Raw genomic sequence first — 25339 nt, 5'->3', positions numbered from 1 at the left:
TAAAAAATTTGATAAGGGGTAGAAAAAATGAGTACAAAAAAATTTGTAGAAGCGATTACAGATATGGACGTAGATTTTTCTCAATGGTACACAGACATTGTAAAAAAAGCGGAATTAGTAGACTATTCGAGTGTAAAGGGATGTATGATTTTAAGACCATACGGTTATGCGATTTGGGAGAACATCCAAAAAGAATTAGACACGCAATTTAAACAAACTGATCATGAAAATGTATATATGCCAATGTTTATACCAAAGTCATTATTACAAAAAGAGGCAGATCATGTAGAAGGTTTCGCACCAGAACTAGCATGGGTTACACATGGTGGGCATGATGAATTGGCAGAGCCACTTGCTGTTCGACCAACTTCAGAAACATTATTTTGTGAACATTATTCGAAAGTGATTGAAAGCTATAATGATCTTCCAAAACTATATAATCAATGGTGTTCTGTTGTTCGTTGGGAAAAGACAACAAGACCTTTCTTAAGAACAACTGAATTTTTATGGCAGGAAGGCCATACAGCTCATGCAACAGCTGAGGAAGCACAAGAAGAAACAATTCAAATGCTAAATGTTTATGCAGATTTCTTAGAAAACTTTTTGGCAATTCCAGTTATTAAGGGTCAAAAAACAGAAAAAGAGAAATTTGCTGGAGCTAAGGCAACTTATACAATTGAGAGTTTAATGCATGACGGAAAAGCACTTCAAAGTGGTACATCACATAACTTTGGAGATGGCTTTGCGAAAGCTTTTAATATCCAATACACAGATAAAAACTCTAAAAGGCAATATGTTCACCAAACTTCATGGGGGATGACTACTAGGGTAATCGGTGCACTCATCATGGTTCACGGAGATAATAGTGGATTGGTGTTACCACCAAAAGTAGCACCAACACAAGTAATGGTCATTCCAATCGCACAGCATAAAGAAGGCGTAATTGAAAAAGCGAAAGAGCTTCAAAAACGAATTACAAAAGTTGCGCGTGTGAAAATCGATATATCTGATAAAATGCCAGGTTGGAAATTTAATGAATATGAAATGAAAGGGATCCCAGTTCGCGTTGAAATCGGACCAAAGGATATTGAAAAAAACCAAGCGGTTATAGTAAGAAGAGATACTCGTGAAAAAATATTTGTATCATTAGATTCTTTAGAAGAAACTATTACAACATTATTGAAAGAAATCCAACAATCTTTATATGAAAAGGCACTTAATAATCGAACAGAAAAAACATATACAGCAACAACGTTAAATGAACTAAAAAAATTAAGCGATGAAAAACAAGGCTTTATTAAAGCAATGTGGTGTAAAGATTTAGCATGCGAAGAAAAAATTAAAGAAGAGGCTGGCTTAACCTCTAGATGTATGCCATTTGAACAAGAGCAAATCACAGAAGAGTGTATATGCTGCGGTAAAAAGGCAGAAACAATGGTATATTGGGGTAAGGCTTATTAAAAAAGAAAAAACACGAATCGATTGATTCGTGTTTTGCTTTTGTCAGCCTCCAGGTAAAATACGATTACTTAAAGGATAAACAAAATCATTCTCATAATTAGAAAGTGCTGCAGTTGAATTAGAGCTTGAATCATTTGATAAGAATGTAAATGAAGTAACAATTACAGATAAGGCTACAATTAAAATTAATTTTTTCATTCTTAGTCCTCCAATGTATAGTTAATTTGATAAATACTTAAAAACTCTAGTAAAGAATGCCCATCATTTTTAGAAATCAAATATTGAATATATTCTTTTGATAAAGGAACAAAAAATTCTTTATTTTTGACTTCATATAAATATGGTAAAACACTATCTTTTAAATAATTAAAATATAATAATTCGTCATTATTTAATTTATAGTGGTATAGCGAAAATAACATAAAATAATAATCCAAGTTTTTAATTTTAGCTTCTTCAATGCCTTCTTTAATAATCCCTTTAATAGTAACTTCATCAGCTAAATTCCCTGCATACAGACAACGCATATATCCAAAAAGAGCAGTTAGATAGTTTACATTTTCTTTTGGTGCTAAAGTCAGAGCGCGTTCGTAGAAAGTACGTGCTTCACTATATTTTTTAAATTTATATAGTTGGTAAGCAAAATTATGTAATAAAAACGCTTCCCTTTCTTGATCTTTTATGACTCTAACTGAGTCGAGTAGATTTTCATATCTTGCTTCTATTTCACTGAAAAGAAGATGTGTTTCTTCTTCAAGAAGTATTAGAGCAATTGTCTCAGTATCTAGTAATCTTTGATAATTATTTGTATGTACAAAAAATTCCTTTGCTTTTTGACAATGATGATATGAAGAAATATGTGCGTTTAGATGACAGTATGCTAATGCAAGATGGTAATGAATTTCGGGATTATTATATGATTCTAAAGATACCTTTTTTAAAAACTCAATTGACTTATGTAGTTCATATGTCTGTATATAGTATATGCCAAGAGTATGATTTAGTAAATTCTTCTCAAGTTGGGGTATTTTATAATTTTGAATTTCTTTTGAGAACAATATTTTTTTAGCATCTTCTAATTGATGATCTAATAGTAATTGTCTAGATTTTATTAATAAATATCGAATATGTAATGGTGTAATGTAATTAAATTCTTGCTTTTCCAGTTCGCTAATAACGGCATGTGCTTTTTCTTTATCTTGAAAAATAATCAGTTTTTGCAAGGATTCAAGCATCTTTTCAACCTTTTTAAGCATGTCAATTTCTTCATCAATATCAAATCCCATTCGAGCGCAAAGTAGGGAAATAGTTTCATCAGAAACTTCAGTAAGACCTCTTTCAATTTTACTTAAATGAGTCTTCGAACAGATTCCATGACCAAGTTCTTCTTGTGTAAGACCTTTTTTTTGACGAAAATATTGAATAATTGATCCTTTATCGAACATATATTCCACTCCAAAACCCCAATTTACAGAAATTTAATTCTATTTTAGTCTAATTATTAATAAAAGTCATGAGCTATTTGTATATTTTTCTACAAAAATATCGTTTTTTCGCCAATATTCATATTATTTTAGGCTGTATCGTATATAAATAGAATAATATGACTAAATATTCAGTATCTAAATTGTTTTTCAAAGGAGGATTTTTAATGGAAAATTTAGTCGAAGCAAAAAAACATATACTAATCATAGGTACATCTAATTATTCCTCTAAACTAAGTGAGATACATTCTACTATTCGAACTAGCGTTATTTGTAGAGCATCTGAGTTACCGTTTTTACATAGAGCACACTGTCATGAGTCAATTATTGTGATGAAGGATGATTCTACTCCGGAAATGTGGATAGAATATGCAAAAAATCTTCATAGCATAAATCCAATACACCACGTTTCATCATTTGAAGAATTGGATCAAGATAAAGCATGTGTTATTGCAGAAGCACTTAATATTCCGTTCCATAGTCCTAGTACAATTGATTGGGTTAATAATAAATATTCAATGAGAAAAAGATTAGAGGCGTTACAGTTTGAAGATATTCCTTGTGAACTTGTCAATTCAGTAGAGGAAATCAAAACATTTGCTAGTAAGGTTGGTTATCCATTAATTTTAAAACCATCAAAAGGGAAAGCAAGTACTGGTATTTCTGTCATTTATACTGAAGACGACATTGAGGAAGCAATGGGATTTTCTGAATCAGCAGCAGCACCGCGTCTTGATTATTCGACTTTAATGGTTGAACCACTTTTAGTCGGACAAGAATTCAGCGTTGAGGTTATTTCGGAAAATGGTGAACATTTTATGATTGGTATTGTAGAAAAGCATGTAGATCAAGATAGCAAAGTTGAGATTGGTCATGTTTTTCCAGCGGATTTACCAATTCATATTGAAGATAAAATTAAACAATATACATTTACATTTTTAGATACTTTAAATATTGAATATGGTATTACACACACTGATATCATTTATACAATTGATGGACCTAAAATCATTGAAACACAACTAAGACCACCTAGTGATAAATTACCAGAATTAATTTATGATTCTATCGGAATTGATTGCATTCATTATTTAGTAGAACAAGAAGCTGGTATACCGATAAAAGAAAAGCTAGTCAATCACTTAAATTCGGTGAATGAGGAAAGAAAGACTTCCGCTATTTGGTATTCATTTGTTAATTTTGATGGAGTACTTGAAACGATTCAAAATAAAGATGAGATTAAAAATATGGAGGGGGTTGCTGAATTTAGTCAGCTCATTTCAGATGGAATTCACGTTAGCAAACTGAAAAGCTCCTATTCTCGAATTGCCTTTGTAAGAACTATTCATTCACACGCTGATCAAGCCTTATTAACAGCTCAAAGAGCCATAAAGAATCTATTAATGTTTTTAAGTGTTCGAGGAATCGTCCGTTAAAAGAGAAAAGTAATCTTTTTTCTTTTTTCGAAAAACAAGGAAAAAGCAGACGATATATTTTAATTAACTTTAATGAAAAGTCTTATCTAATAAATATAGGTAGGGCTTTTTTCATTGTTAAACAAAAATCCCATATGAGAAAACATTTCTACTAAATTATTACTATATAAGCTCTTATTTAACACTACACAATATAAAAGTGGATTGACAGTTATGTTGATATCTGTTGAATTAGAAATGATATAATTGCAATTATATAATTATAGAATCACTATTATGGGGGATAAAAATGCTAAAGATACTGAAAAAATCAGATAAATTGATTATTTTGATACACGAAATCTATGGTATTAATCAACATATAAAGTATTTTTGTGATCTATTATCAAAAAAGGGTTTTGATGTTATTTGTCCTAACCTATTAGAACGTGAACAATCATTTGATTATTCAGAAGAGGAGATTGCTTATTACGATTTTATGGAGAATGTAGGGTTCTCTGCCGCTTCTGATAAAATAAAGAATTTATTAGTCAATGTAAAAGATAAATATGAGAAAATATATCTTATTGGATTTAGTGTTGGAGCAACTGTTGCTTGGTTGTGTAGCGAGGAAGAATGTCTTGATGGGGTTGTGGGATATTATGGATCTAGAATTAGGAATTACACTCAATTAGTGCCAGTATGCAATACAATGTTATTTTTTCCGGAAGAGGAAGAATCCTTTAGTGTGGATGAGTTAATCTCAAGATTACAAATAAAGAATATAGAAATATATAAATACAATGGACATCACGGATTTAGTGACCCATACTCTTCCAAATTTAATGAAAAATCATTCCAAAAAGCATTAAACGAAATGGTAAACTTCTTAAATAAACATTGAATATTAAACAAGATTTTATAGAACTATCACATGCATAAGTTATCAACGTTATTTATCAAAATACTTTAATTACGAAAAACTGAACGTATGTATTGCATTAGTTGTTCCTCGAATGGTCAATCAACTAATGCATGCATTAATTTCAGAAAATGAGTCACTAACGTGGCTTTTTTTTAGTTTTTAGCTAACTTAGGAATAGAAATTACCTTGTAGAAATAACTTTTATGAGAGTAGATTATATAGATTGTCCTTTGTTTTCGTACTTCGAAGACTCTACAAATAGACTGGCTACAAATAAAGAAAGAAAGCCATTTTAGATAAAAACTCAAATTGTTTTATAAATAGTTTTAGTGATAGGAGCTTCTTTCAAGTTTTTTAATAATTAAAAAAGTTCTTTTCAGTAGGATTTTTTTACTGTAAAATGATGGGAATATTTTAAGTGGAAAGTTCATTTAAAGGGGGAGAGAACAATGATCAGAAGACTATCTCAAAATGATCATGAGGATTGTTTTAATTTATTGAAGCCAAGAAGTGCTGAAAATTTATTTATTATCGGTGATATTGAGGCTTACGGATATGACCAAGAATTTCAAAAAGTTTGGGGAGAGTTTAACGATAGCGGTGAGCTTGTTGCAGTGTTGTTAAAATATCAAGAAAACTATATTCCATATGCATCCAATTCATTTAATGCTAAGGAATTCGCAGAGATTATGTCTAATGATCCTGATTTTAAGTTCATGTCAGGTCTAAAGGAAATCACTGAAAAAATTGAGCCATACCTTAATAAAAAACTAAAAACAAAAAGGCAAACATATTACGCTAAGTGTGCTAAATTAGCATCGAATAAAAATATTGCGAAATTTTCAAATGTCGAGCAAGCATCTCCCCAGGATGCAGAAGCTCTTGTTCAATTATTAAAGTCTGTTCCGGAATTTAATGATTCTATCATTACTGTAGAAAGAAAACATCGAACATTGTCTGATGGTACATCACGCTCATTTTTTATTAAGGAAGATGGAAAAATGGTATCAACAGCTTCAACAGCAGCAGAAAATTCTTTGTCAGCAATGGTTATAGCGGTCGCTACACTTGAAAATTATAAGAAGAGGGGATATGCAACAAAGTGCATGTTTGTGCTTTGTCATCAACTTTTAGAAGAAGGAAAAGAACTTTGTTTGTTCTATGATAATCCTTCAGCAGGAGCAATTTATAAGAGAATAGGTTTTGTGGATATTGGTTTTTGGATGATGTATTCATATATTTAAAAGACGTTATTGGAAGGATAGTTAATAAAAAAGGGAATTATGTATTAACTATATAATAGATATAAATAATTATTAAATTTGATAAAAGGAGGTTTTCGGTTGGAAATTTCAGAATCTGCTACATATTTTTCTTACATTACTGCATATTTGCCAATTATCATCGTGACGACGCCACTTTTAATGATAGGATTATTAATATATCTTTTCAAAAGAAAAAATAGTTAATAAATCTTGTTCGTATAAATCAAACGCATGCCTTAGTTGTACAAATAGAGGATGATCATGATTCGATCATCCTCTATTTTGTTAATTGACATGTTAGTTGAATTTGCTTAGGTGACTCATTGTTTATTTAATTTTTAGAAGTTTAGTTGAATAAGAGATGCTATAATTCTCATTAAAGACTGCCGTGCTAGGAAGAAGGAACAACTTTTAATCTAGAAAAATATAAGCGAGGATTTTACATGTTAGAACTGAAAGGAAAACACAATAAAGGGAAAATTCTACTGGATTATGTAGATACAAATGTTATTTCACAATTAAAAACGATATTAGATACGGAATGTTTTTCAGATTCAAACATCGTTGTCATGCCCGATTGTCATATGTCTAGTGGAGGCGTAATGGTAGGTTTTACAATGACGTTGAATGATTTTATTATTCCTTCAATCGTTGGAGTGGATATTGGGTGCGGAGTTAGTGCGTTTCATCTTGGACGTATGAAATCGGTAAAGTGCGAAAAGCTTGATAAGTTTATTCGGAAAAATATTCCGATTGGATCAAATATCCACGATGAACCAGTAATAGAACCGCTAGAGATTGCTGAAGCGATAAAGAGACTTGGTTTCAACTACAAATATGTGATGAGTAGTATTGCAACGCTTGGCTCTGGTAATCACTTTATCGAGATTGATAGAGATGAAAGTAACCATTATTGGCTAGTAATCCATACGGGTTCAAGACATTTTGGATTCGAAATTGCACAACATCACATGAATGTGGCGAAAAAAAATATGAAGCAATTATTCGGAGAAAGTTATAAAGGATTTGAATATTTGTCCAAAAAGGAAGACAAAGAAGCGTATATTAGGGATCTTTCGATTGCTCAACATTTTGCTTCATTAAATCGAGATACAATCGCTAGAATCATCATCGAAAAATATTTTAAACTTGAGTTTAATAATATAAAAAAGATCGAATCGATTCACAATTATATCGATATTAAAAACAATATCCTTAGAAAAGGAGCAATATCGGCTATTGAAGGCGAAGAAGTAATCATACCATTTAATATGGCATACGGATGTGCTGTTGGAAAAGGTAAAAGTTCAAGTAACTATAATCATTCAGCACCACATGGGGCTGGTCGAATTATGAGCCGAACAGACGCAGCTCATAAAGTAGATTTAGACGTTTATCAAAAGGCAATGAAAGGTGTATTCACAACATCTGTAAACAAACATACTGTTGATGAATCCCCGATGGTATATAAAAAACCAAAGTTAATACTCGAACATATTACTGAACTAGTTGATATTGAGTTCTATATGAAACCGATTTACAATTTAAAAGCTGATAAGTAACCTATCAATTAATTACATTGTTTTCAAGCCCAACTGTCATAATTTATTGTAAAGTCCTTATAGAACTAGCGCATACTTAAGTTCTATAAGGACTTTACATATCTAAAGCATAAAATAGAAAGAAAAATAAAAAGGATATTTTACATCTCTTTATAGTACTTGAAACGGTAGTATGTGTTATAACCAACGAAAAACATATATGCAAAAACCAATAGAAACAGCAATATTAAATCTATATCCATTAAGGCAAATGAAATAATTAAGGCCCCAAACACAAAAACCATCATGTCATATGCTTTGGCTTTTGCACGATTAGCGATTGCCAAATTACGCTCATCTTTCTGGTCAATCTCTAGCTGCTTTGCTGCGGCGGGATTCTTCTTCATAGCGCTTCGAACGATAATTTCTCCCATGCCATGACCGAATATGCTACTGCCCAGCCCAACACAGATATATGGCAACGCTCTCAGGAAACCATGGGGATCTTCAACTGTTTTGATGAAGTAAAGTCCACCTACTAGTAGTGCTACTCCTAGCGCGGTAAGGAAATAAATCGGAGTAGTTTTTTTCATATATTTTCATCCTCCTCATAAATAAAGATTTCTTCTATACTCATACCGAAAAAACGAGCAATCTTGAACGCTAAAAGGATAGATGGGTTATAGCGTCCGTTTTCCAGTGAACCGATAGTTTGCCTTGACACTTCAAGAGCCGTTGCTAATTCTTCTTGCTTAATTCCGCGTTGCTTGCGGATTTCTTCTAAACGATTGTTCAACAAGTTCACCCCTTATTTTTATGGAAAGTTTACTTTCCATAATGCGAGTTTATGCTGGTATTCAAATAATGTCAAGTATACTTTCCATTTTGAAAAGCTTTACATTCAAGAGGGGATGATATTGTCATGAATGTAATGTGCAGTGGTAGGTGTTCTACGTTTCTCAATAATTGGGTCAGAATGTTGAGAAACATTTTAGGTTTAAATTTTCGCACAAAACTCGTTGTCAGATTGTTCTTAAAATGATAGCCTAGTTGTAATCTGCGTTTTGAGGAGGGAAAACTAGTGATAAATATAAAGGGGACGCAAACAGAGGCAAAAGTGTTTTCCAATTATCCACAGGAAACGGCGATTGAGCAAATACAAGAGCTATGTAATCAAGCTTTTTTAAAGGATACAAAGATTAGTATCATGCCAGACTATCATGCTGGAAAAGGTTGCGTAATCGGAACGACCATCCAGTTAAAAGATAAGGTGGTCCCTAATCTTGTGGGTGTCGATGTCGGTTGCGGTGTCCTTACTGTCAAGCTTCAAAATAATAAAGTTGATTTTAATAAGCTTGATAACGTCATCCGAACATACGTCCCAAGCGGACATGAGCTCCATACAGATGAGACGGCAAGATTTATAAATACGAATTTTCCTGCCACACAAGAGTTTAAGGCTAAGCACATACTGAGCCAGAATAGAAGTCTTTATAGTTTGGGAACGCTAGGCGGTGGCAATCATTTTATCGAAGTATCTGTAGATTCCGATGGTCACCATTATTTAACGATTCATACTGGCAGCCGTTATGTTGGGGCAAAGATTGCAACATACTATCAAAAAGTAGCTATCTCAAATATTCGTAATCATGATTTAACGAAAATTATTGGACAATTAAAAGCTGAGAATAAAGAAAAAGAAATCCAAACAGTCATTCAAAGCTACAAAGAAAAAAATCCAGTGATTCCAAATGATTTAGCATATTTGGAAGGTGAGGACTTCCATCATTATATGCACGACATGAAATTAGCTCAAGCATTCGCAAAAGCAAACCGTGAAGAGATTGCAAGAGCCATCATCGAGAATATGGAATTTGAGGAGATGGATCGCTTCGATACGGTGCATAATTATATTGATACTGCGAATTTGATTTTACGTAAAGGGGCAGTTTCTGCGCAAAAAGGAGAACGACTCATTATTCCAATGAACATGAGAGATGGTTCAATACTAGCAGTGGGTAAAGGTAATAAGGATTGGAATTTCTCTGCTCCACATGGGGCAGGACGCATCTTAAGCCGCACAAAAGCAATGAAAACCTTAAACATAGACGATTTTCATAAAACAATGGAGGGTGTCTGGACAACATCAGTTTCTAAAGAGACACTTGATGAAGCACCAATGGCCTACAAGCCAATGAATGAAATTTTAGAGAAAATTGAAGAAACATGCGAGATTGCCAGCTTTATTAAACCTGTTTATAACTTCAAGGCCAGCGAAAAGTTTACACCTGGAAGATTTAAAAAATCATAGTGTCGACTTGAGAGACTTCTTTCAGTTTCTCTTTATATGTAGAACATAAAGGTAACAAGTTAAAAAAGACATTGGAAACTCATACCCAATGTCTTTTTCAATTTGTTCATATTACAGTTATTCCCTGCTTTTTGACCATTAAAGTCATAGTAATTAGTCAATTTATGGTAAAATAGAGCGAACAATGTTTTTTAAGGAGAATTCCCATGTATTTAACAATTGAAGAAACTGCAGAATATTTATCACTTGATGTAGCTTATATAAAACAATTAATTCAAGCCAAAAAAATAAGAGCTGTTCATGATGGTGAGCAATTTTTAATTTATAAAGAGCAATTTAATAATCATTTGGATCAAGTTGAAAAAATGAAAAAAATGATTGCAGATTATTATAATGAACCAATACCTGAAGATCCAGATATTAAAGATGAAGACTAGTGATATAAGAAAAGATCAATTTTGTTTATTGTTTCTTATTTAAATTTTCTTGAGCCATTCTTACTAATTCTTTGACCATGTTTCCACCAATTCGGCCACCAACTTTTCCATTTTGTTCAGATGTTAGATTACCGTTATAACCGTCAGCTAACGGAACCCCAACTTCTTTGGCAGCTTCAAATTTAGCATCTTCAGGGCTTGTTGTATTCATAACTTTTGCCTTTAGTGAATCTAAAGCTTTTCTTGATTCAGGCACTAAAATTTTATTTCTTCTACTCATAGTAGTTCACTCCTTTTTTTGTATTTTGCCCTATATTCATTTTTAAACTTGTGGAAATAATTACTAGTAAATAGGGTATGTTACATAAAGAAGGATTTAATATCAATTAATTTATGTACATAAGGAGATAAAAAAATGAAATCATTTAATGTGACTTTTCACAAAGAAGACAATGTCGACAATATGCAAATTCAAAAGCTGAATGATGAAGAATATCACAGTGCAACTATAGGTGGCACTAGACATTTATTTGAGATTGATACAAATATTGGCTTTTTTGTATTTTTTGATGCAGAAGATAAAGATGGCAATGTATCACACTTATTACTTCAATTTGAAGAAGAGGAAGAAGAGCCAGTTGCTTGTTACTCATTTGCAATGAAGGATTACTATGAATTTATGGCACTTTATTTAAATGATTTAGAATTCATTGATGAAACTGAAGATCAAGAAGAAGTTGAACTAGAAGAGTCAAATTCTATTCATCATTTAGTACATTTATTATTCCATATCATAGAAGAAGGAAATGATTTAGAAGTATAATAATACATATCGATGAATAAACTTCCAGAAATCACGATGTTTATATATTCATATTAGAATATTTATCCAAAAAAAGAACTCTTTTCCATAAAAGGGTTCTTTTTTTATTCTTTTCAAAAAATTATGTTAAAATTAACAATAAGTAAAAAGAGAGAGAAGGAGTTGGCAAAATGGAAACACAAAAAATACTGGTAACAAGTAAATTACATCATAAACTAAAGACGCTAATTGAATCTTTTGATATAGTAAAAGAGTTTCGTTTTTTACCTGAAGATCAGGTTACAAAAGAAGATTATGAATGGGCTGATACATTTGTTGGTTTTAGACCAACTCCTAATTTTGAATTTGGAAATATTAAATGGGTGCACTCTTTAGCAGCAGGTGTTGATAGTTTTATGAAACTAGACTGGAATAAAGAAGTATTACTTACTCGAACAATTGATGTTTTCGGCGCAAAAATGAGTCAGTACTGTTTAAGTTACATATTACAAGATGCTCAATTACATGAGCAGTTTTCTGAATTACAAAGAGAACGTAAATGGGAGTTTCATATTCCTAAATCAATAGAAGAACAAAAAGTTGTTATTTATGGTACAGGTGAAATTGGTGGATATATTGGAAAAACTTTATCCTTATTAGGTATGAAGGTATATGGTGTATCAATGAGCGGAGAACAAAAACCTTTCTTTGAAAAAGTTGTGACATTACAAAACGCACATACGATATTAGAACAAACAGATTGGGTAATTGGTGTTCTACCATCTACAAAAGAGACACAAAATATTATCAATGAGTCTACTTTTAAGAATTTAAATGGTGCTGGTTTCATTAATGTCGGTAGAGGAGCAACAGTCTCAGAAGTTGATCTAATAAATGCACTTCAAAATGGCAGTGTAAGAAAGGCTGTTTTAGATGTTTTTAGTATCGAACCGTTACCTGAAACTTCTGAATTGTGGGAGATGTCTAATGTAATCATTACCCCTCATATTTCAGCAGTAACACTTCCAATTGATGGTGTAAAATGTTTTGTTGATACATTGTCAAAATTAGAAAAAGGCGAGATTGTTCAAAATAAAGTTGTGATTGAAAAAGGCTATTAATTTTTCCATTTTTATCAAATCATGGTAATATATGAATGCAACAAGATGTTTACTCTGAAAGGAGAAAGATGAAAAATGGCTATTATAGATGTTTCAATTGTGCCAATTGGTACAGAAACGCCAAGTGTGAGTGCTTATGTGGCAAATATACATAAGGTTTTAGAAAAGTATGATGGTAAAGTAAAGTATCAATTGACTCCGATGAACACAATTATTGAAGGTGAATTACCAATACTTCTTCAAGTTGTTCAGGAAATGCATGAAGTACCTTTTGAAAATGGTATTTCACGAGTTGCTACTACAATCAGAATAGATGATCGTAGGGACAAAAAGAGTACAATGGAAGGTAAGTTAGCTTCAGTACAAGCAAAACTTGATCAAAATTAATCAAAAAAGTGACTTTACAACCTAAATTTGTAAAGTCACTTTTTTTAATTAAAAACTTCTAATAAATTTGACCTATTGAAAAATATAGTATGAATTGTTAAACTAAACTAAATAGTCAGTTTAATTCATAAAATGTAAGGAGCTAGAATTAATGCCTAAGGTTTCTGATGATTACAAAGAACGCAAAAGAGAGAGTTTATTAGAAAGCGCCTTAAAATGCTTTGGAGAGAAAGGTTTCCATTCTACAACAATGGATGATATCGTTGCATATTCTAAAACTAGTAAAGGATTAATTTATAACTATTTTAAAAGTAAAGAAGAACTATATTTAGAATTAATGCAAGAACGAACAAAACTTACATTTGAAAGAATTAATGAGCATTTCAAAAACTGTGAAACAGCAACTGATAAAATGAGAACGCTATTCAAAATGTATCGTGAAATTACGCTTACTGAGGAATGGCGTCATTTAATTCGAGTGCATATGGAGTTTTGGATCAATTCTGCAAGGCATGAAAATCTTCAGAGCATTATGCTTGATCGATATAAAATGCAATATTTACAATTTATGAATGAAATAATTGAACAAGGTAAGAAATCAGGTGAATTTAAAAAAGAAATTCAAGCTGATCTTGTTTCCAGTATTTTTTGGGCATATATCGATGGAATTTGTCTTCATTATTCAGTTGTTGAAGAAGACGAATTATATAAACAACAATTTAAACAAACCGAAGAAATGATTATGAACTATATTTTAACGAAATAAGTAAAATTTAGGTAGTGAAGTATTAACTTTGCTACCTAAAAAATAAAATTAAGAAAACTGAAAATTTAGTATGTTAAATTTTTTTATTTGACATACAATGTTTATAAGATAAAATAAACTTAACAGTCAGTTTTATTTAAAGGAGGCGATAAATATGAATTCTGTTCAAGTAAAATTAATCTATTTAGCATTGCATTGTTAAATGGGTGAGTAATTGATAAGGGTGAAGGAGATACAATGGGGAAAAAAGTATATTTTTTATACACGAAGGCTTTTTCAGATATTGGAAATATGATGGAATTGGTTGTGATGAATGCTGTAATTTATTCTATGACCAAGAGTACAACTTGGTTAGCAGCAATATTAGCACTTCGAGTATGCGGTGGAATCATCACAAGCTTATTTTCAGGTGTAATAGCTGATCGATATAATAGACGGAAATTAATGATATTTAGTGATATTACAAGAGGATTATGTATTTTAATACTTTGCTTTTTTCCTTCACCTACCATGTTTGCAGTGATTGCATTTACGTTAGGCGCTTTAGGGAGTTTCTTTACAGTAAGTTTCAGTGCTGAAATCCCACAAATATTCGGCGAAGAAAAAATATTACAAGTAAATGCTTTTATTTCTAGGTTGGCTGCAATTAGTATGGTAATAGGGTTTTTGGGCTCAGCATTATTGTCTACAGTTGTAGATTACAGAGTCATCATTGGGATTGATGCATTTTCCTATTTTTTATCAGCATATGTTTTATTTTTATTTAAATGGGAAAATAGTGTAAAAAATAGTGGGAATTCAAATTGGAGAGAGTGGATCACCGATTTGAAGGAAGTTAAAAACTATGTTTTTTTAAGACCACTACTTTTATTGATTTTTATTGTCTTCTTATGTCAAACGTTTACTGCTAGTTCTCATAATGTTGGTGTACCAATCTTGGCAGAAGAGCTTAGTACAGACCATATTACTTTATATCAAGGTTTAATTTGGGGAATATGGGGGATTGGTGGAATCATCTCAACGTGGTTAATTCCTAAATTTGATTGGCTAAAAAAACATTTTCTGCTCATCTACTTTGGTACTTCAATTTTAATGTCTACAGGATTTATCTTATTTTTATCTGCAAATTTACTAGCATTTATCTTATTTTTTGCTTTCTTCACTGGACTGTTTGATGCTGCAGCAGGGACGTACTTCTCATCGATGATTCAACAAACTGAAAACACAATTAGAGGAAGAATATTTGGCGTAACGAATCTATTAAATAGACTAGGTTTTACACTTGGATTTGTCGCATCATCACTATTATTAAAAGTCATGACAATGCCACATCTTGTATGGTTATTTCATGGTAGTATGATAGCTATTATTCTAGTCATCTCGATCATTCTATTTTCAAGAAAGATGTTTCAATTTGATCATGATCCAACACTAAAACAAGAGGTCGAATTAGTTGTTAGTAAGTAAAATCAAATTTTAGGGGTGCTCATAAAATGGAAACAAATATTAAAAATGAAGTAACTGATGTTGAATTAAAAACTATTCAGTACTTCAGATGCTCAGAAGTAGATATTGATTTTGTATATAATGCTTTTTCAATTGGATTTTCTGATTATATCGTAAAGTTCGAATTATCCAAGGAACAATTTATAGCCAATTTTTTTGGACCAGAAGGCAATCATTTAGAAAATTCTTTTGTTGCCATACATGAAAATGAAGCAGTTGGGGTCATTTTGGGTGGTATGAAAGAATATGAAAATATGAAAACAATGAGATGTGGTACACTTGCCATTAGTCCAGATTATCGAGGGAAAGGTGTAAGTCAAAAGTTATTTGATTTACATAAAGATGAAGCCAAAAAACACGGATGCAAACAATTGTTCCTTGAGGTTATTGTAGGGAATGACCGAGCAATAAAGTTTTATAAGAATATAGGTTATGAAAAAATTTATGATATTTCATATTTTAGTAAAAAAGATTTAACAGATTTTGAACAATTGAAACCAACTGCTGAGTGTGAAATCCATCAAGTTGATTTCAATTCATTTGCTCAAATTGTTAAGAGATGGAACTACCATATTAATTGGCAAAATGATGTGGAATATTTAGAAAAGGCACCTAATGTTGCTTACTTCGAGGCGTATAAGGACCAACAAATTGTAGGGGCTACTGCAGTACATTCTAATGGTAAAATCAGTTTCTTATATGTGGATCAAAATTTTAGAAATCAACAAATTGCTACAAAACTAATACAAACAGCATTTTTACATTTAAAATGTAAAGCATTCTCAACTGGTTTTCCAAATAATAGTCATTTGGAAGGGTTTTTATCATCATTAGGTTTTCAAAAAGAAACATTGGCTCAATATGAAATGTATAAGAGATTAATATAGATAATAAGTAGGCAAAGTTAAGGTAATTGTATGTTTGCCTAGATAGTCGAACTTGCTCATAATAACACATCCCTTCGTACTCTAAATAGTATGGAGGTGAAATAAAATGTATCAAGATCAACAAAATTTTGAACAAACATATTATCCAACAGGAACACATCCACAAAATCAAGATGAGAGATTCTTCTTCTTTCCATTCTTACTTGGAGCTGCAGCTTTTGGAGCATTTAGACCATGGGGATGGTGGGGTCCTTGGGGCTATCCATATTATTATCGTCCTTGGGGTTACTGGGGAAGACCATGGGGAAGACCTAGATGGGGATATTGGGGAAGACCTTGGTAAACGAAAAAAAAGTAAATGCCACAAGCTGTGGCATTTTTTATTTATTTTATGAAAAAATGGATAAAAATCGGACAGATTAATGAAGCGAAAATAGCACTCAAAGTCATCGTGATTGAACTGATCGCTTGTTCAACTTCCCCATATTCAGCTGCTTTCACAGTACCAATCCCATGCGAGGCAAGGCCGTATCCAACGCCAATCGCAACTGGGTGATCTATCTTAAGAAGTATTAGAATATAAGGTCCAAATATCGCTCCAAAAATTCCTGCAATCATGACATATACTACTGTTAGTGATGGGATTCCGCCAATTATTGATGTTATGCTCATCGCAACTGGTGTAGTGACAGATTTAGCTGCTAATGATAGAATCACGCTTTTCTTTAACCCTAACCAGATCGATAAACAAACCCCGGAAATTAAACCAATGATTGTTCCAGTAAAAACACTGATAATAATAGATAGAAAATGAGTCTTCAAACGTTCTTTATGCTCGAATAATGGATAAGCAAATGACACGACTGCTGGTCCTAGCATCATATGAATCCATTTACCACCATTCATATAACTTTCATATGATACATGAAAATTACTTAAGAAAAGTATAATGACAAAGGTAGATGTCGTAATTGGGACAAGTAAAGGAAATGAATAATGTGAATACAGTTTTTTTGCTAATAAATACAAAATAATCGTGATAGCGATAAACAGTATACTATTTGCCATTCAACTCTCTCCTTACTAACAGTTCCTTTTTCTGATCTTTACGAGAAGAAAGAAAGTAACTTAATGTAGCGGAAAAAACCATTGTAATAATCGTACTGATTAAGACAATCATAACTGAAATGAGTCCTGACCCTTTAAATAAAGAAGAATATTGAATGATACCTACTGTTGCTGGAATGAAAAATAATGTTAAGTGCTTATTTAAAAAATTGCTTCCTTCTCGAACCCATTTTTCTTTAAATATAGGGATGTTTAGTAAAGCAAATAATATAAACATACCAATAATGCTACCTGGGATCATTAAATGAAATTTGTTTTGTATCGTAATACCGATAAAGTTTAAACAGTATAGAAAACCGATTTGAACGATTATATAAGCATATTTCATATTCAACATCCTTTTTAACTGAATTTGTTCTATGAAAATAATAATCTATATATTGTACATGAAATGGCACGAAATTGTAAGAATACAGTATTATCCTCACAAAAAATGCATGTTTACGAAAAACGGTTTATAATAGATTTATTAAAACATATAGGGGAAGTTGTATAATGAATTCTTTTGTCGCTTTTGATTTTGAAACAGCCAATTATAATCGTCATAGTATTTGTGCGGCTGGTTTTGTATTTGTAGAAAATGGAGTCATTGTTGATCAAATCTACTCTTTAATAAACCCAGAAGAAGAATTTTATTCTATGAATATTTCAATTCATGGAATTAGACCAGGTGATGTAATGGATGCTCCTACTTTTCCAGAATTTTATCGCTCGATACAAGATAAACTGTCAGGAAAAACATTAGTAGCTCATAACTTACCATTTGATGGATATGCATTAAAGGATAATTTATCAAGGTATGGTATTCCGTCTGTTGAAAATAATTTATTATGTTCTCTGCAATTAGCCAAAAAAGTTTTACCGAAACAAAGTCGATATTCTTTAGATGTATTATCTAATCAATTTGGGATTATGTTAAAAAATCATCACCATGCTTTAGCAGATGCAGAAGCTTGTGCACGAATTTTTCTACATCTTACAATGAAAAATGAAATAATTAGCTTGGAAGATTTATACGAAAAAACCAATATATATTTTGGCCAAATCAACCAATTTGAATATAGATCATCACTTGTAAAACCGAAACGAAAATTGGAGAAGAAAGTATGAAATTTATTTCTTGGAACGTAAATGGAATTAGAGCATGTGTACAAAAAGGATTTTTAGAGTATTTTAATGAACAAGATGCAGATATTTTTTGTATTCAAGAAACGAAATGCCAAGAAGATCAGATTACGCTAGATTTTGAAGGGTATCATCAGTTTTGGCATTCCGCTGTTAAGAAAGGATATTCTGGAACTGCTATTTTTTCCAAACACAAACCTCTAAATGTATATTATGGTTTTAATGGAAAAGAAGAAGATATTGAAGGACGTGTACTAACGTTAGAGTTTGATACTTTCTATATGGTGAATGTTTACACACCCAATTCTCAAAGAGACTTAGCCCGACTACCTTTTCGATTAAGCTGGGAAGATGAGTTTAGTGGATATTTAAAAAAACTAGATGCTCATAAACCTGTTATCTTATGTGGGGATTTAAATGTTGCACATCAAGAAATAGACCTTGCCAATCCAAAATCAAATAGTAAAAATTCTGGTTTTACACTAGAAGAACGTGGGAAAATGACAACACTTCTAGAAAATGGATTTACTGATTCATTCCGATATGTGAATCCTACAAAAGAAGGATCATATACTTGGTGGTCATATATGAATAAGGTTAGAGAAAGAAACATCGGTTGGCGAATTGACTACTTCATCATCTCGAACAGACTTCAAAGTAATTTAGTAAATTCAGAAATACATTCTAATATAATGGGAAGTGATCATTGTCCAATTATATTAACTTTAGACGATAAACTAATTAAATAAGCTATACAATTTGTACAAAAGCTCATATTTTATATAGAGCTTTTTTTATTAAATTGCTTTTGTGGATTATCTTTAAACAATGATTGGAAAGATTGAAGTGACAGCACAGGAAGAAAATGTCGGCAATGCGATTTAAGTCTACTTCTCGATCCAATTATAAAGAACACTGAGAATTAAACAAGGAAAAACTTTAAACAGATCGAAGTTAACAATAAGGTGGTCTAAAAATGAGTCATAAATGGATAGAATGGGCAATGAAAATTCAATCGATTTCAAAAAATGGATTAGCTTTCTCTAAAGACGTATTTGACATTGAGCGATATGAGCAATTACAAAAACTAAGTGCTGAAATTTTATCAGAATATAGTGAATTAGAGATGGAGTCAGTATTAAATTTATTTCATCAAGATAAGGGATACCAAACGCCAAAAGTTGATGTGAGAGGAGTTGTATTTAAAGACAATCAAATCTTGCTAGTACGAGAAAAAAATGACAATAAATGGTCTTTGCCAGGTGGATTTTGTGATGTCGGTTTATCGGCTTCTGAAAATATCATAAAAGAAATAAAAGAAGAATCAGGGTATGAAGTGAAAGCAAAAAGATTGCTCGCAATTCTTGATATGAATAAACATCCACATCCACCTCAAGCCTATCATTACTATAAAATGTTTATTCAATGTGACATAATAGGTGGAGAACCGATAATAGGGATTGAAACCCAGGAAATTGATTTTTTTTCAGTACATGCATTACCTAAATTATCAGTAAGTAGAGTAACAGAATCTCAAATTCAATTACTCTTTGAATATTTAAGGGATCCAAATAAAGAAACCGTATTTGACTAAAAGGAGACAGAATTTGAATAGTTTTACATCAATATTTAAAGAATTAGAAAATGAAATTAAAAAAGAACGAATTTCAGCTTGCTTGATTTATAAGGAAAGTGAAGTTTCTTTTCAATATTATAAAAATCTAAAGAGTGAGTCAAAGTTATTTAAAATTAATTCAGTTACAAAAAGTATCCTATCCATATTAATTGGAATTGCAATTGATAAAGGTATCATTGAGAGTGTTCAAACACCGATCTCAGTGTATTTTCCCACAATTGATCAAAGTAAAAAGGATATTACAATTGAACATTTATTAACAATGACTGCTGGTTATGAATGGCCCGAATGGGGCGCATGGAATGGAAGACCATTTCCGATGATCAATAGTATGGATTGGATTAACTATATTTTAGAGAAAAAAATAATTGCTCAGCCTGGAGAAAAAATGAATTATGATTCTGGTGCCTCTCAACTTTTAAGTGCAATTATTCAAAAAGCAACTAAAACTAAATTATCAATTTTTGCAGAAACCATGCTATTTAAGCCTTTAGGGATTCAAGAATATGTCTGGCATGAAGATTCAAAAGGAATTAATATTGGTGGATTTGGATTGAGCTTGGCTACAAAAGATATGTTAAAAATCGGTATTTTAATGATGCAAAAAGGTGTTTGGTTAGAAAAACAAGTGGTTTCTAGTGAATGGATAGACAAATCAACTACAGCGAAATATCATACGTATGATCATGTTGGTTCTTATGGATATCATTGGTGGGTTTTATTAAATGAAGAACTAAAAATAAATAATCCTCAAATCTTTTTTGCTATGGGATATGGAGGTCAATATATTATCGTTTCACCAGAGCAAAAATTAGTTGTTGTGTTTAATTGCGCAAAGTATATTGACTCATTTATACCATTGAAGCTATTCAGGAAATATTTTCAACAATGAAAAATAATGTGTAGGTTTAATAGAAGGTAAAATTATCTATCTAATAATATTATGCAGATTTTGGAAATAGGAATTTACATCATAAATGTCGAATTAAATGTAAAAGAAATGATTTAAGCCTAATGTTGAAATGTTCCTGAAAGGATGACTTCGAATGTTTTTAGTTAGAGAAGATTTTAAAACGTTTATTAAAAAATATCCAATCATTACGATTATGGTTAGTATCTGTTCATTTATAGCATTACTAACAACGATATCCGGGGGATATACAACGGAAAATATTTTAAAATTTGGTGGCTATCAATACGACTTAGTGAAACATGGTGAATTTTGGAGACTTTTATCATATGCATTTATGCATGGAAATTATACTCATTTTTTTATGAATATGACATTCATGATTATTCTAGGAAGGCCATTAGAAAGCGCAATTGGATCTGTAAAATTTTTATTCTTTTATTTAATTGCAGCTTTGTTAACAGGGATTGTACTTCATTTAGTCTATTCATCAAATATTGTGAGCTCGGGATCCTCAGGAGTTGGGTATGGTTTTTTAGGAATCTATCTATTCATCATTTTATTTCGAAAGAGTATGCTTTTACTCGATGACCGGAAATTTATCTTAACATTTATAGCAATCGGTTTAATTTCTTCATTTATTATACCTTCATCTAGCTTAACTGGACATTTAGCTGGAATGGGTATCGGGTTTATGATTTCACCTTTTCTTTTAAATAAAGCTTCAACATTTAAGCATTCTTTGAATGTTTAACCGTAAAGAAAACAATAAATATTAAAAATTAGTTAGTAATAAAAAACAAATGGGTTAATGAAATATTTAACTCATTTGTTTTTTTTGATTTGTTCTTTATTTAATTAAAAGTCAAAAACTTCTGTAATACGATCAGCTTTTTGTCGATTTCTACATAATTGATAAATTTGATGAAAGAAATCCTCAATTTTATCTTTTGTATCAGGTAATGGAATTTCAACGAAAAGGGACCCAAAAACTTGTTTAAAGTAAGCTTTTCGTTCAGCATTTTTACCATCGCGTTTAAGTGGATTATATTTCCAAACTAAATGGTCTTTCCCATTTAGATTTTTTACTTCTCTAATTTCTGCTGCAGTCGTTGATTTGTTTCCTACATATATGACCAGATAATATTGATCATTTCTATGCCAATCAATTAATAATAAATAATAATTTTCTTCTTCAATTTTTTGTAAATGATATGCTGCAATAACAGGCTTGCCATCAGCCCATTGCTGGAAATTCATTAATGTATTGTATTTAGATTCAATCTTTTGGATTTCATATAAAGACTGATTTGATTTCGTCCAATGATCAATTTGGTTAGCGATATGTATTGCAATTTGTTTATCCATCCAAATACCTCAACTTCATTTTTATCTTCTCATTTTATCAATTCTTTTATCATTAGAAAAGTTTGAATTCCATTATTTACTAAATGTACTAATATTTGGACACGTACTCATTGAAACATTTACCATCAATAAAATAACAACTATATAACCATATTATTAATGATTTATTTTGTAGAGGGAGGAAATAAAAAATGGCGCGTGGGAAGCATTTTAATCATAAGAAAAAAGGTCATGAACCGACTCATCCACAAGGTTCACTTGTAGAACCAGAAGATCGCAAACATGAAGATCGTGAAGAAGATTATATTGTAACAGAAGAAGCGTTTAAAAACCGAATTCAGTAAATATGAAATTGAACTCTAACATTAGATTAGAGTTCAATTTTTTTTGAAAAAATTTTTTAATTTTAATGATAGTACTTGTCTTACCATAGCTTTATTCAAAATATTAATATTAAATACATTAAATATTGTCAATTAAATTTTATATTGAATAAGATAAATATCTACATACATTTGGAGGTGTAAGAATGAGGAATGCAGGTGAGGAGCTTATTATAACTGGCGCATGGTTTTTATTATTTGGAACAGTGACCTCAGCTGTAGGCGTTACAAGTAAACATCATATAGGCACAAACTTTGGAAAAAAATTGTTTGCAAAAGGAAATGCAATAGAAGCATTTGGAAATTCAATTCAGTCAGTTGGTAGAGAAAAATTAATTAAAAGTGAAAGAGGAAATAATGAGCATTTATTAACAATTTTGTTAGGCAGTTGGATTCAAGCTGCAGGAAATGCAACTAATACACTTGCAACGGAACTAGAAATCAGTGGCGCAATCGAACAAGGCGAAAGATTAAATGCTTTAGGAAGTGTCATCCAAACAATAGGTGCATCATTTGAAGCAAAAGGTGCTAGACATGAGGAAGGTGTATTAGTAAAATTTGAAGTCTTCGGAAATGAATTAATTGCGATAGGAGCACTTATTGATGGCATAGGTAATGTCGCACTTCTTAATGATCATGACACGATTGGAGAACAACTATTATTTTTTGGTAGTTGGGTACAAGTTTTAGGCTCAATTCTTATCGTATTAGCTGTAACCAATTCAATAGAATCGGAAGAGGAAATTAAAACTCCTCATTATGGTTATTACCCAAAATAATACGAGAATAAGATCATCAATATTGAGAAATGTAACATTAAAATGTAAAAAAATTGATAGTAAATACTTATTTATAACAACTTTGACGATATATTTAAAATTAAAAAACATTTTTTTATTCATTTAAGCAATTTTATGAGAAAATAAAGATAAAATTAAAAAGATAGAGGTAAGAAGTATGAATGTAAAAATAATAACTGATAGCGCAGCAGATTTGCCTAAGGAAGTATTGGAACAATATCAAATCGATGTGATCCCGTTACGTGTATATTCTGAAGATGAAAAAGAGTATTTAGATGGTGAGACGTTAAATTCATCGACTTTATTTTCAGAAATGCGAAATGGAAAAGTATTTAAAACATCTTTGCCATCTTATGATCGAATACATAGTACATTTTTAAAATATGCAAAAGAGAATATTCCTTGTATTTATTTAGCCTTCTCATCTGAATTATCAGGTACATATCAATCTACAGTTATGGTGAAAAACGAAATTGTTGATGAATTCCCTGCATTTGATTTAGAAATTGTTGATACAAAATGTGCATCAATTGGACAAGGCTTAGCTGCAGTTAGGGCAGCAATCCTTGCTAGTGAAGGTAAGTCTAAAGAGGAAATAATGAATCAAATTCATCACTCAATCAATCATATTGAACATATTTTTACTGTCGATGATTTACAATATTTAGTTAGAGGTGGACGTGTAAGTAAAGTTGCTGGATTTGTTGGTAATTTATTAAATATTAAACCAATCCTCCATGTTGAAGATGGGAAATTAATTCCATTAGAAAAAATTAGAGGATCAAAAAAAGTCTTAAAAAGAATGCTTGAAATAATGGAGTCTAGGGGTGTAAATTTATCTAATCAATTGATTGGTATTTCCCATGGTGATGATATTGAGAGAGCAACCGAATTAAAAAATGCAATGAGCGAGATGTTTGGATGTAAAGAGTTCATTATTCATTCGATTGGTTCTGCAGTTGGCGCACATGCTGGGCCAGGAACATTAGCAATTTTCTTTATGAATTCAGACAAAAACTAACACAAAACGCACTTAAACACCAATTTCGTTGAACTTAAATGAAATTGGTTGTTTTATGTCGAAAGTATTCCTAATATTCTGAAAATATTCCCCGGACAATAATTCATACATATTTAGTTCTAAATAAGTAAATAGTATTTATGTAATCTTTACAAATACATTGGTGGGGTGAAAAAAATGTCAATTTTAGATAATTGGGATCAATGGAAAGATTTTTTAGGTAATCGTTTAGATGCTTCAAACGAAAAAGGACTTACTGATGGAGCTGTTTCTGAAATGGCTTATCGCTTAGGCGATTATTTAGCAAATGAAGTAGATCCTAAAAATGCTGAAGAGCAAGTTCTTAAGGATTTATGGACTGTTGCAGATGAGCAAGAGCAGCATACAATTGCAAATTTAATGATTAAATACGTAAAAAATAAATAATATTATTGATAAATGATAATATAGTAAACAATAGCCCTGTAATTTTTTTACAGGGGCTATTTTATTTTTTATTTGAATGAAAAGTTGTAAATCGATCGATAAGTTAGTTAATAATTTGATTTTAAGTGATACACACAAGAGAATAAGCAGATAGGGTGCAATAAATAAATCAACAATTTTATTAAATAAATTAACAAAAATATACTTGAAGTAAACTAACTAATCTTATATACT

32 protein-coding genes are annotated in these 25339 nt (G+C 31.2%); 24 read left to right on the top strand and 8 right to left on the bottom strand.

Annotated features, from left to right (window positions below):
* Positions 1 to 27: 27 nt before the first annotated feature.
* The gene (proS, locus tag ACX6U0_RS01935; RefSeq protein WP_464958322.1) at positions 28 to 1461 is read left to right on the top strand and encodes a proline--tRNA ligase; all 1434 of its coding nucleotides are present in this window, start codon (positions 28 to 30) and stop codon (positions 1459 to 1461) included.
* Between the two features lie 42 nt (positions 1462 to 1503).
* Here the strand turns inward: proS and ACX6U0_RS01930 are convergent, their stop codons facing one another.
* Both ACX6U0_RS01930 and ACX6U0_RS01925 read right to left on the bottom strand, forming a co-directional pair.
* Entirely contained in the window at positions 1504 to 1659 is a 156-nt protein-coding gene (locus ACX6U0_RS01930; protein ID WP_464958321.1) for a hypothetical protein, read from the bottom strand.
* A 2-nt stretch (positions 1660 to 1661) separates the two neighbouring features.
* Positions 1662 to 2906, bottom strand: coding sequence for a helix-turn-helix domain-containing protein (locus tag ACX6U0_RS01925; RefSeq protein ID WP_464958320.1), 1245 nt, complete (start codon positions 2904 to 2906; stop codon positions 1662 to 1664).
* 206 nt (positions 2907 to 3112) lie between these two features.
* Here ACX6U0_RS01925 and ACX6U0_RS01920 point away from each other — a divergent pair, with 206 nt between their 5' ends.
* The 5 genes from ACX6U0_RS01920 (at position 3113) to ACX6U0_RS01900 (ending at position 8112) form a co-directional block, all read left to right on the top strand.
* A complete protein-coding gene (locus ACX6U0_RS01920; RefSeq protein ID WP_464958319.1) occupies positions 3113 to 4381 on the top strand; it encodes an ATP-grasp domain-containing protein in 1269 nt (422 codons plus the stop codon).
* 289 nt (positions 4382 to 4670) lie between these two features.
* Positions 4671 to 5264, top strand: coding sequence for a dienelactone hydrolase family protein (locus ACX6U0_RS01915; RefSeq protein WP_464958318.1), 594 nt, complete (start codon positions 4671 to 4673; stop codon positions 5262 to 5264).
* Between the two features lie 470 nt (positions 5265 to 5734).
* Positions 5735 to 6529 carry a GNAT family N-acetyltransferase gene (locus ACX6U0_RS01910; RefSeq protein ID WP_464958317.1) on the top strand — a complete coding sequence of 265 codons (795 nt, stop codon included), beginning with the start codon at positions 5735 to 5737 and terminating at the stop codon, positions 6527 to 6529.
* A 99-nt stretch (positions 6530 to 6628) separates the two neighbouring features.
* Positions 6629 to 6754 (top strand): hypothetical protein, encoded by a 126-nt coding sequence (locus ACX6U0_RS01905; RefSeq protein WP_464958316.1) that lies wholly within the window; start codon positions 6629 to 6631, stop codon positions 6752 to 6754.
* A gap of 239 nt (positions 6755 to 6993) precedes the next feature.
* The gene (locus ACX6U0_RS01900; protein ID WP_464958315.1) at positions 6994 to 8112 is read left to right on the top strand and encodes an RtcB family protein; all 1119 of its coding nucleotides are present in this window, start codon (positions 6994 to 6996) and stop codon (positions 8110 to 8112) included.
* A gap of 140 nt (positions 8113 to 8252) precedes the next feature.
* Here ACX6U0_RS01900 and ACX6U0_RS01895 read toward each other — a convergent pair whose 3' ends face one another.
* Positions 8253 to 8684 (bottom strand): hypothetical protein, encoded by a 432-nt coding sequence (locus ACX6U0_RS01895; protein WP_464958314.1) that lies wholly within the window; start codon positions 8682 to 8684, stop codon positions 8253 to 8255.
* Positions 8681 to 8887 carry a helix-turn-helix transcriptional regulator gene (locus ACX6U0_RS01890; RefSeq protein ID WP_087998334.1) on the bottom strand — a complete coding sequence of 69 codons (207 nt, stop codon included), beginning with the start codon at positions 8885 to 8887 and terminating at the stop codon, positions 8681 to 8683. The genes ACX6U0_RS01895 and ACX6U0_RS01890 overlap by 4 nt, the downstream gene beginning before the upstream one ends.
* A 285-nt stretch (positions 8888 to 9172) precedes the next feature.
* On the opposite strand from ACX6U0_RS01890, the gene ACX6U0_RS01885 reads away from it, so the two are divergent.
* On the top strand, positions 9173 to 10402 hold the full coding sequence (locus ACX6U0_RS01885) for an RtcB family protein (RefSeq protein WP_464958313.1): 1230 nt from the start codon (positions 9173 to 9175) through the stop codon (positions 10400 to 10402).
* Between the two features lie 206 nt (positions 10403 to 10608).
* Positions 10609 to 10839 carry an excisionase family DNA-binding protein gene (locus tag ACX6U0_RS01880; RefSeq protein ID WP_087998063.1) on the top strand — a complete coding sequence of 77 codons (231 nt, stop codon included), beginning with the start codon at positions 10609 to 10611 and terminating at the stop codon, positions 10837 to 10839.
* Positions 10840 to 10864: 25 nt separating this feature from the next.
* Here the strand turns inward: ACX6U0_RS01880 and ACX6U0_RS01875 are convergent, their stop codons facing one another.
* Positions 10865 to 11119, bottom strand: a complete 255-nt coding sequence (locus ACX6U0_RS01875; protein WP_464958312.1) for a small, acid-soluble spore protein, alpha/beta type — start codon at positions 11117 to 11119, stop codon at positions 10865 to 10867.
* A gap of 135 nt (positions 11120 to 11254) precedes the next feature.
* Here ACX6U0_RS01875 and ACX6U0_RS01870 point away from each other — a divergent pair, with 135 nt between their 5' ends.
* From ACX6U0_RS01870 to ACX6U0_RS01840, 7 genes are all read left to right on the top strand, one after another.
* Positions 11255 to 11662 carry a cytosolic protein gene (locus ACX6U0_RS01870; RefSeq protein ID WP_464958311.1) on the top strand — a complete coding sequence of 136 codons (408 nt, stop codon included), beginning with the start codon at positions 11255 to 11257 and terminating at the stop codon, positions 11660 to 11662.
* A 170-nt stretch (positions 11663 to 11832) separates the two neighbouring features.
* Positions 11833 to 12762, top strand: a complete 930-nt coding sequence (locus tag ACX6U0_RS01865) for a D-2-hydroxyacid dehydrogenase (protein ID WP_464958310.1) — start codon at positions 11833 to 11835, stop codon at positions 12760 to 12762.
* 75 nt (positions 12763 to 12837) lie between these two features.
* Positions 12838 to 13149, top strand: a complete 312-nt coding sequence (locus ACX6U0_RS01860) for an MTH1187 family thiamine-binding protein (RefSeq protein ID WP_464958309.1) — start codon at positions 12838 to 12840, stop codon at positions 13147 to 13149.
* Between the two features lie 151 nt (positions 13150 to 13300).
* Complete coding sequence (locus ACX6U0_RS01855) at positions 13301 to 13915, top strand: TetR/AcrR family transcriptional regulator (RefSeq protein ID WP_464958308.1); 615 nt, start codon at positions 13301 to 13303, stop codon at positions 13913 to 13915.
* 237 nt (positions 13916 to 14152) lie between these two features.
* On the top strand, positions 14153 to 15382 hold the full coding sequence (locus ACX6U0_RS01850; RefSeq protein WP_464958307.1) for an MFS transporter: 1230 nt from the start codon (positions 14153 to 14155) through the stop codon (positions 15380 to 15382).
* A gap of 26 nt (positions 15383 to 15408) precedes the next feature.
* Entirely contained in the window at positions 15409 to 16308 is a 900-nt protein-coding gene (locus ACX6U0_RS01845) for a GNAT family N-acetyltransferase (protein ID WP_464958306.1), read from the top strand.
* Between the two features lie 106 nt (positions 16309 to 16414).
* Positions 16415 to 16651, top strand: coding sequence for a hypothetical protein (locus ACX6U0_RS01840; protein ID WP_464958305.1), 237 nt, complete (start codon positions 16415 to 16417; stop codon positions 16649 to 16651).
* A gap of 41 nt (positions 16652 to 16692) precedes the next feature.
* Here ACX6U0_RS01840 and ACX6U0_RS01835 read toward each other — a convergent pair whose 3' ends face one another.
* Positions 16693 to 17376 carry an LrgB family protein gene (locus tag ACX6U0_RS01835; RefSeq protein ID WP_464958304.1) on the bottom strand — a complete coding sequence of 228 codons (684 nt, stop codon included), beginning with the start codon at positions 17374 to 17376 and terminating at the stop codon, positions 16693 to 16695.
* On the bottom strand, positions 17366 to 17764 hold the full coding sequence (locus ACX6U0_RS01830) for a CidA/LrgA family protein (protein ID WP_464958303.1): 399 nt from the start codon (positions 17762 to 17764) through the stop codon (positions 17366 to 17368). The genes ACX6U0_RS01835 and ACX6U0_RS01830 overlap by 11 nt, the downstream gene beginning before the upstream one ends.
* 167 nt (positions 17765 to 17931) lie before the next feature.
* Between ACX6U0_RS01830 and ACX6U0_RS01825 the strand changes: the two genes are divergently transcribed.
* From ACX6U0_RS01825 to ACX6U0_RS01805, 5 genes are all read left to right on the top strand, one after another.
* On the top strand, positions 17932 to 18546 hold the full coding sequence (locus ACX6U0_RS01825; protein WP_464958302.1) for a 3'-5' exonuclease: 615 nt from the start codon (positions 17932 to 17934) through the stop codon (positions 18544 to 18546).
* A complete protein-coding gene (locus ACX6U0_RS01820; protein ID WP_464958301.1) occupies positions 18543 to 19310 on the top strand; it encodes an exodeoxyribonuclease III in 768 nt (255 codons plus the stop codon). Before ACX6U0_RS01825 ends, ACX6U0_RS01820 begins: the two co-directional genes overlap by 4 nt.
* Before the next feature lie 227 nt (positions 19311 to 19537).
* Complete coding sequence (locus ACX6U0_RS01815; RefSeq protein ID WP_464958300.1) at positions 19538 to 20155, top strand: NUDIX hydrolase; 618 nt, start codon at positions 19538 to 19540, stop codon at positions 20153 to 20155.
* A gap of 13 nt (positions 20156 to 20168) precedes the next feature.
* On the top strand, positions 20169 to 21089 hold the full coding sequence (locus ACX6U0_RS01810; protein WP_464958299.1) for a serine hydrolase domain-containing protein: 921 nt from the start codon (positions 20169 to 20171) through the stop codon (positions 21087 to 21089).
* Positions 21090 to 21243: 154 nt separating this feature from the next.
* Entirely contained in the window at positions 21244 to 21861 is a 618-nt protein-coding gene (locus ACX6U0_RS01805) for a rhomboid family intramembrane serine protease (protein ID WP_464958298.1), read from the top strand.
* Positions 21862 to 21965: 104 nt separating this feature from the next.
* On the opposite strand, the gene ACX6U0_RS01800 is transcribed toward ACX6U0_RS01805, so the two are convergent.
* On the bottom strand, positions 21966 to 22475 hold the full coding sequence (locus tag ACX6U0_RS01800; RefSeq protein WP_464958297.1) for a hypothetical protein: 510 nt from the start codon (positions 22473 to 22475) through the stop codon (positions 21966 to 21968).
* Positions 22476 to 22666: 191 nt separating this feature from the next.
* Here ACX6U0_RS01800 and ACX6U0_RS01795 point away from each other — a divergent pair, with 191 nt between their 5' ends.
* From ACX6U0_RS01795 to ACX6U0_RS01780, 4 genes are all read left to right on the top strand, one after another.
* The gene (locus ACX6U0_RS01795) at positions 22667 to 22819 is read left to right on the top strand and encodes a hypothetical protein (RefSeq protein WP_192601840.1); all 153 of its coding nucleotides are present in this window, start codon (positions 22667 to 22669) and stop codon (positions 22817 to 22819) included.
* 185 nt (positions 22820 to 23004) lie between these two features.
* Positions 23005 to 23637, top strand: coding sequence for a DUF6944 family repetitive protein (locus ACX6U0_RS01790; protein ID WP_464958296.1), 633 nt, complete (start codon positions 23005 to 23007; stop codon positions 23635 to 23637).
* Between the two features lie 178 nt (positions 23638 to 23815).
* Positions 23816 to 24679 (top strand): DegV family protein, encoded by an 864-nt coding sequence (locus tag ACX6U0_RS01785; protein WP_464958295.1) that lies wholly within the window; start codon positions 23816 to 23818, stop codon positions 24677 to 24679.
* A gap of 177 nt (positions 24680 to 24856) precedes the next feature.
* Positions 24857 to 25105: a DUF3243 family protein gene (locus tag ACX6U0_RS01780; protein WP_464958294.1), complete on the top strand. Its 249-nt coding sequence runs from the start codon at positions 24857 to 24859 to the stop codon at positions 25103 to 25105.
* The last annotated feature ends 234 nt before the right edge of the window (positions 25106 to 25339 follow it).

This window comes from Gottfriedia sp. ABJ_BB2_2 (assembly GCF_055484705.1).
This window is presented reverse-complemented; position numbering and strand designations above follow the sequence as displayed.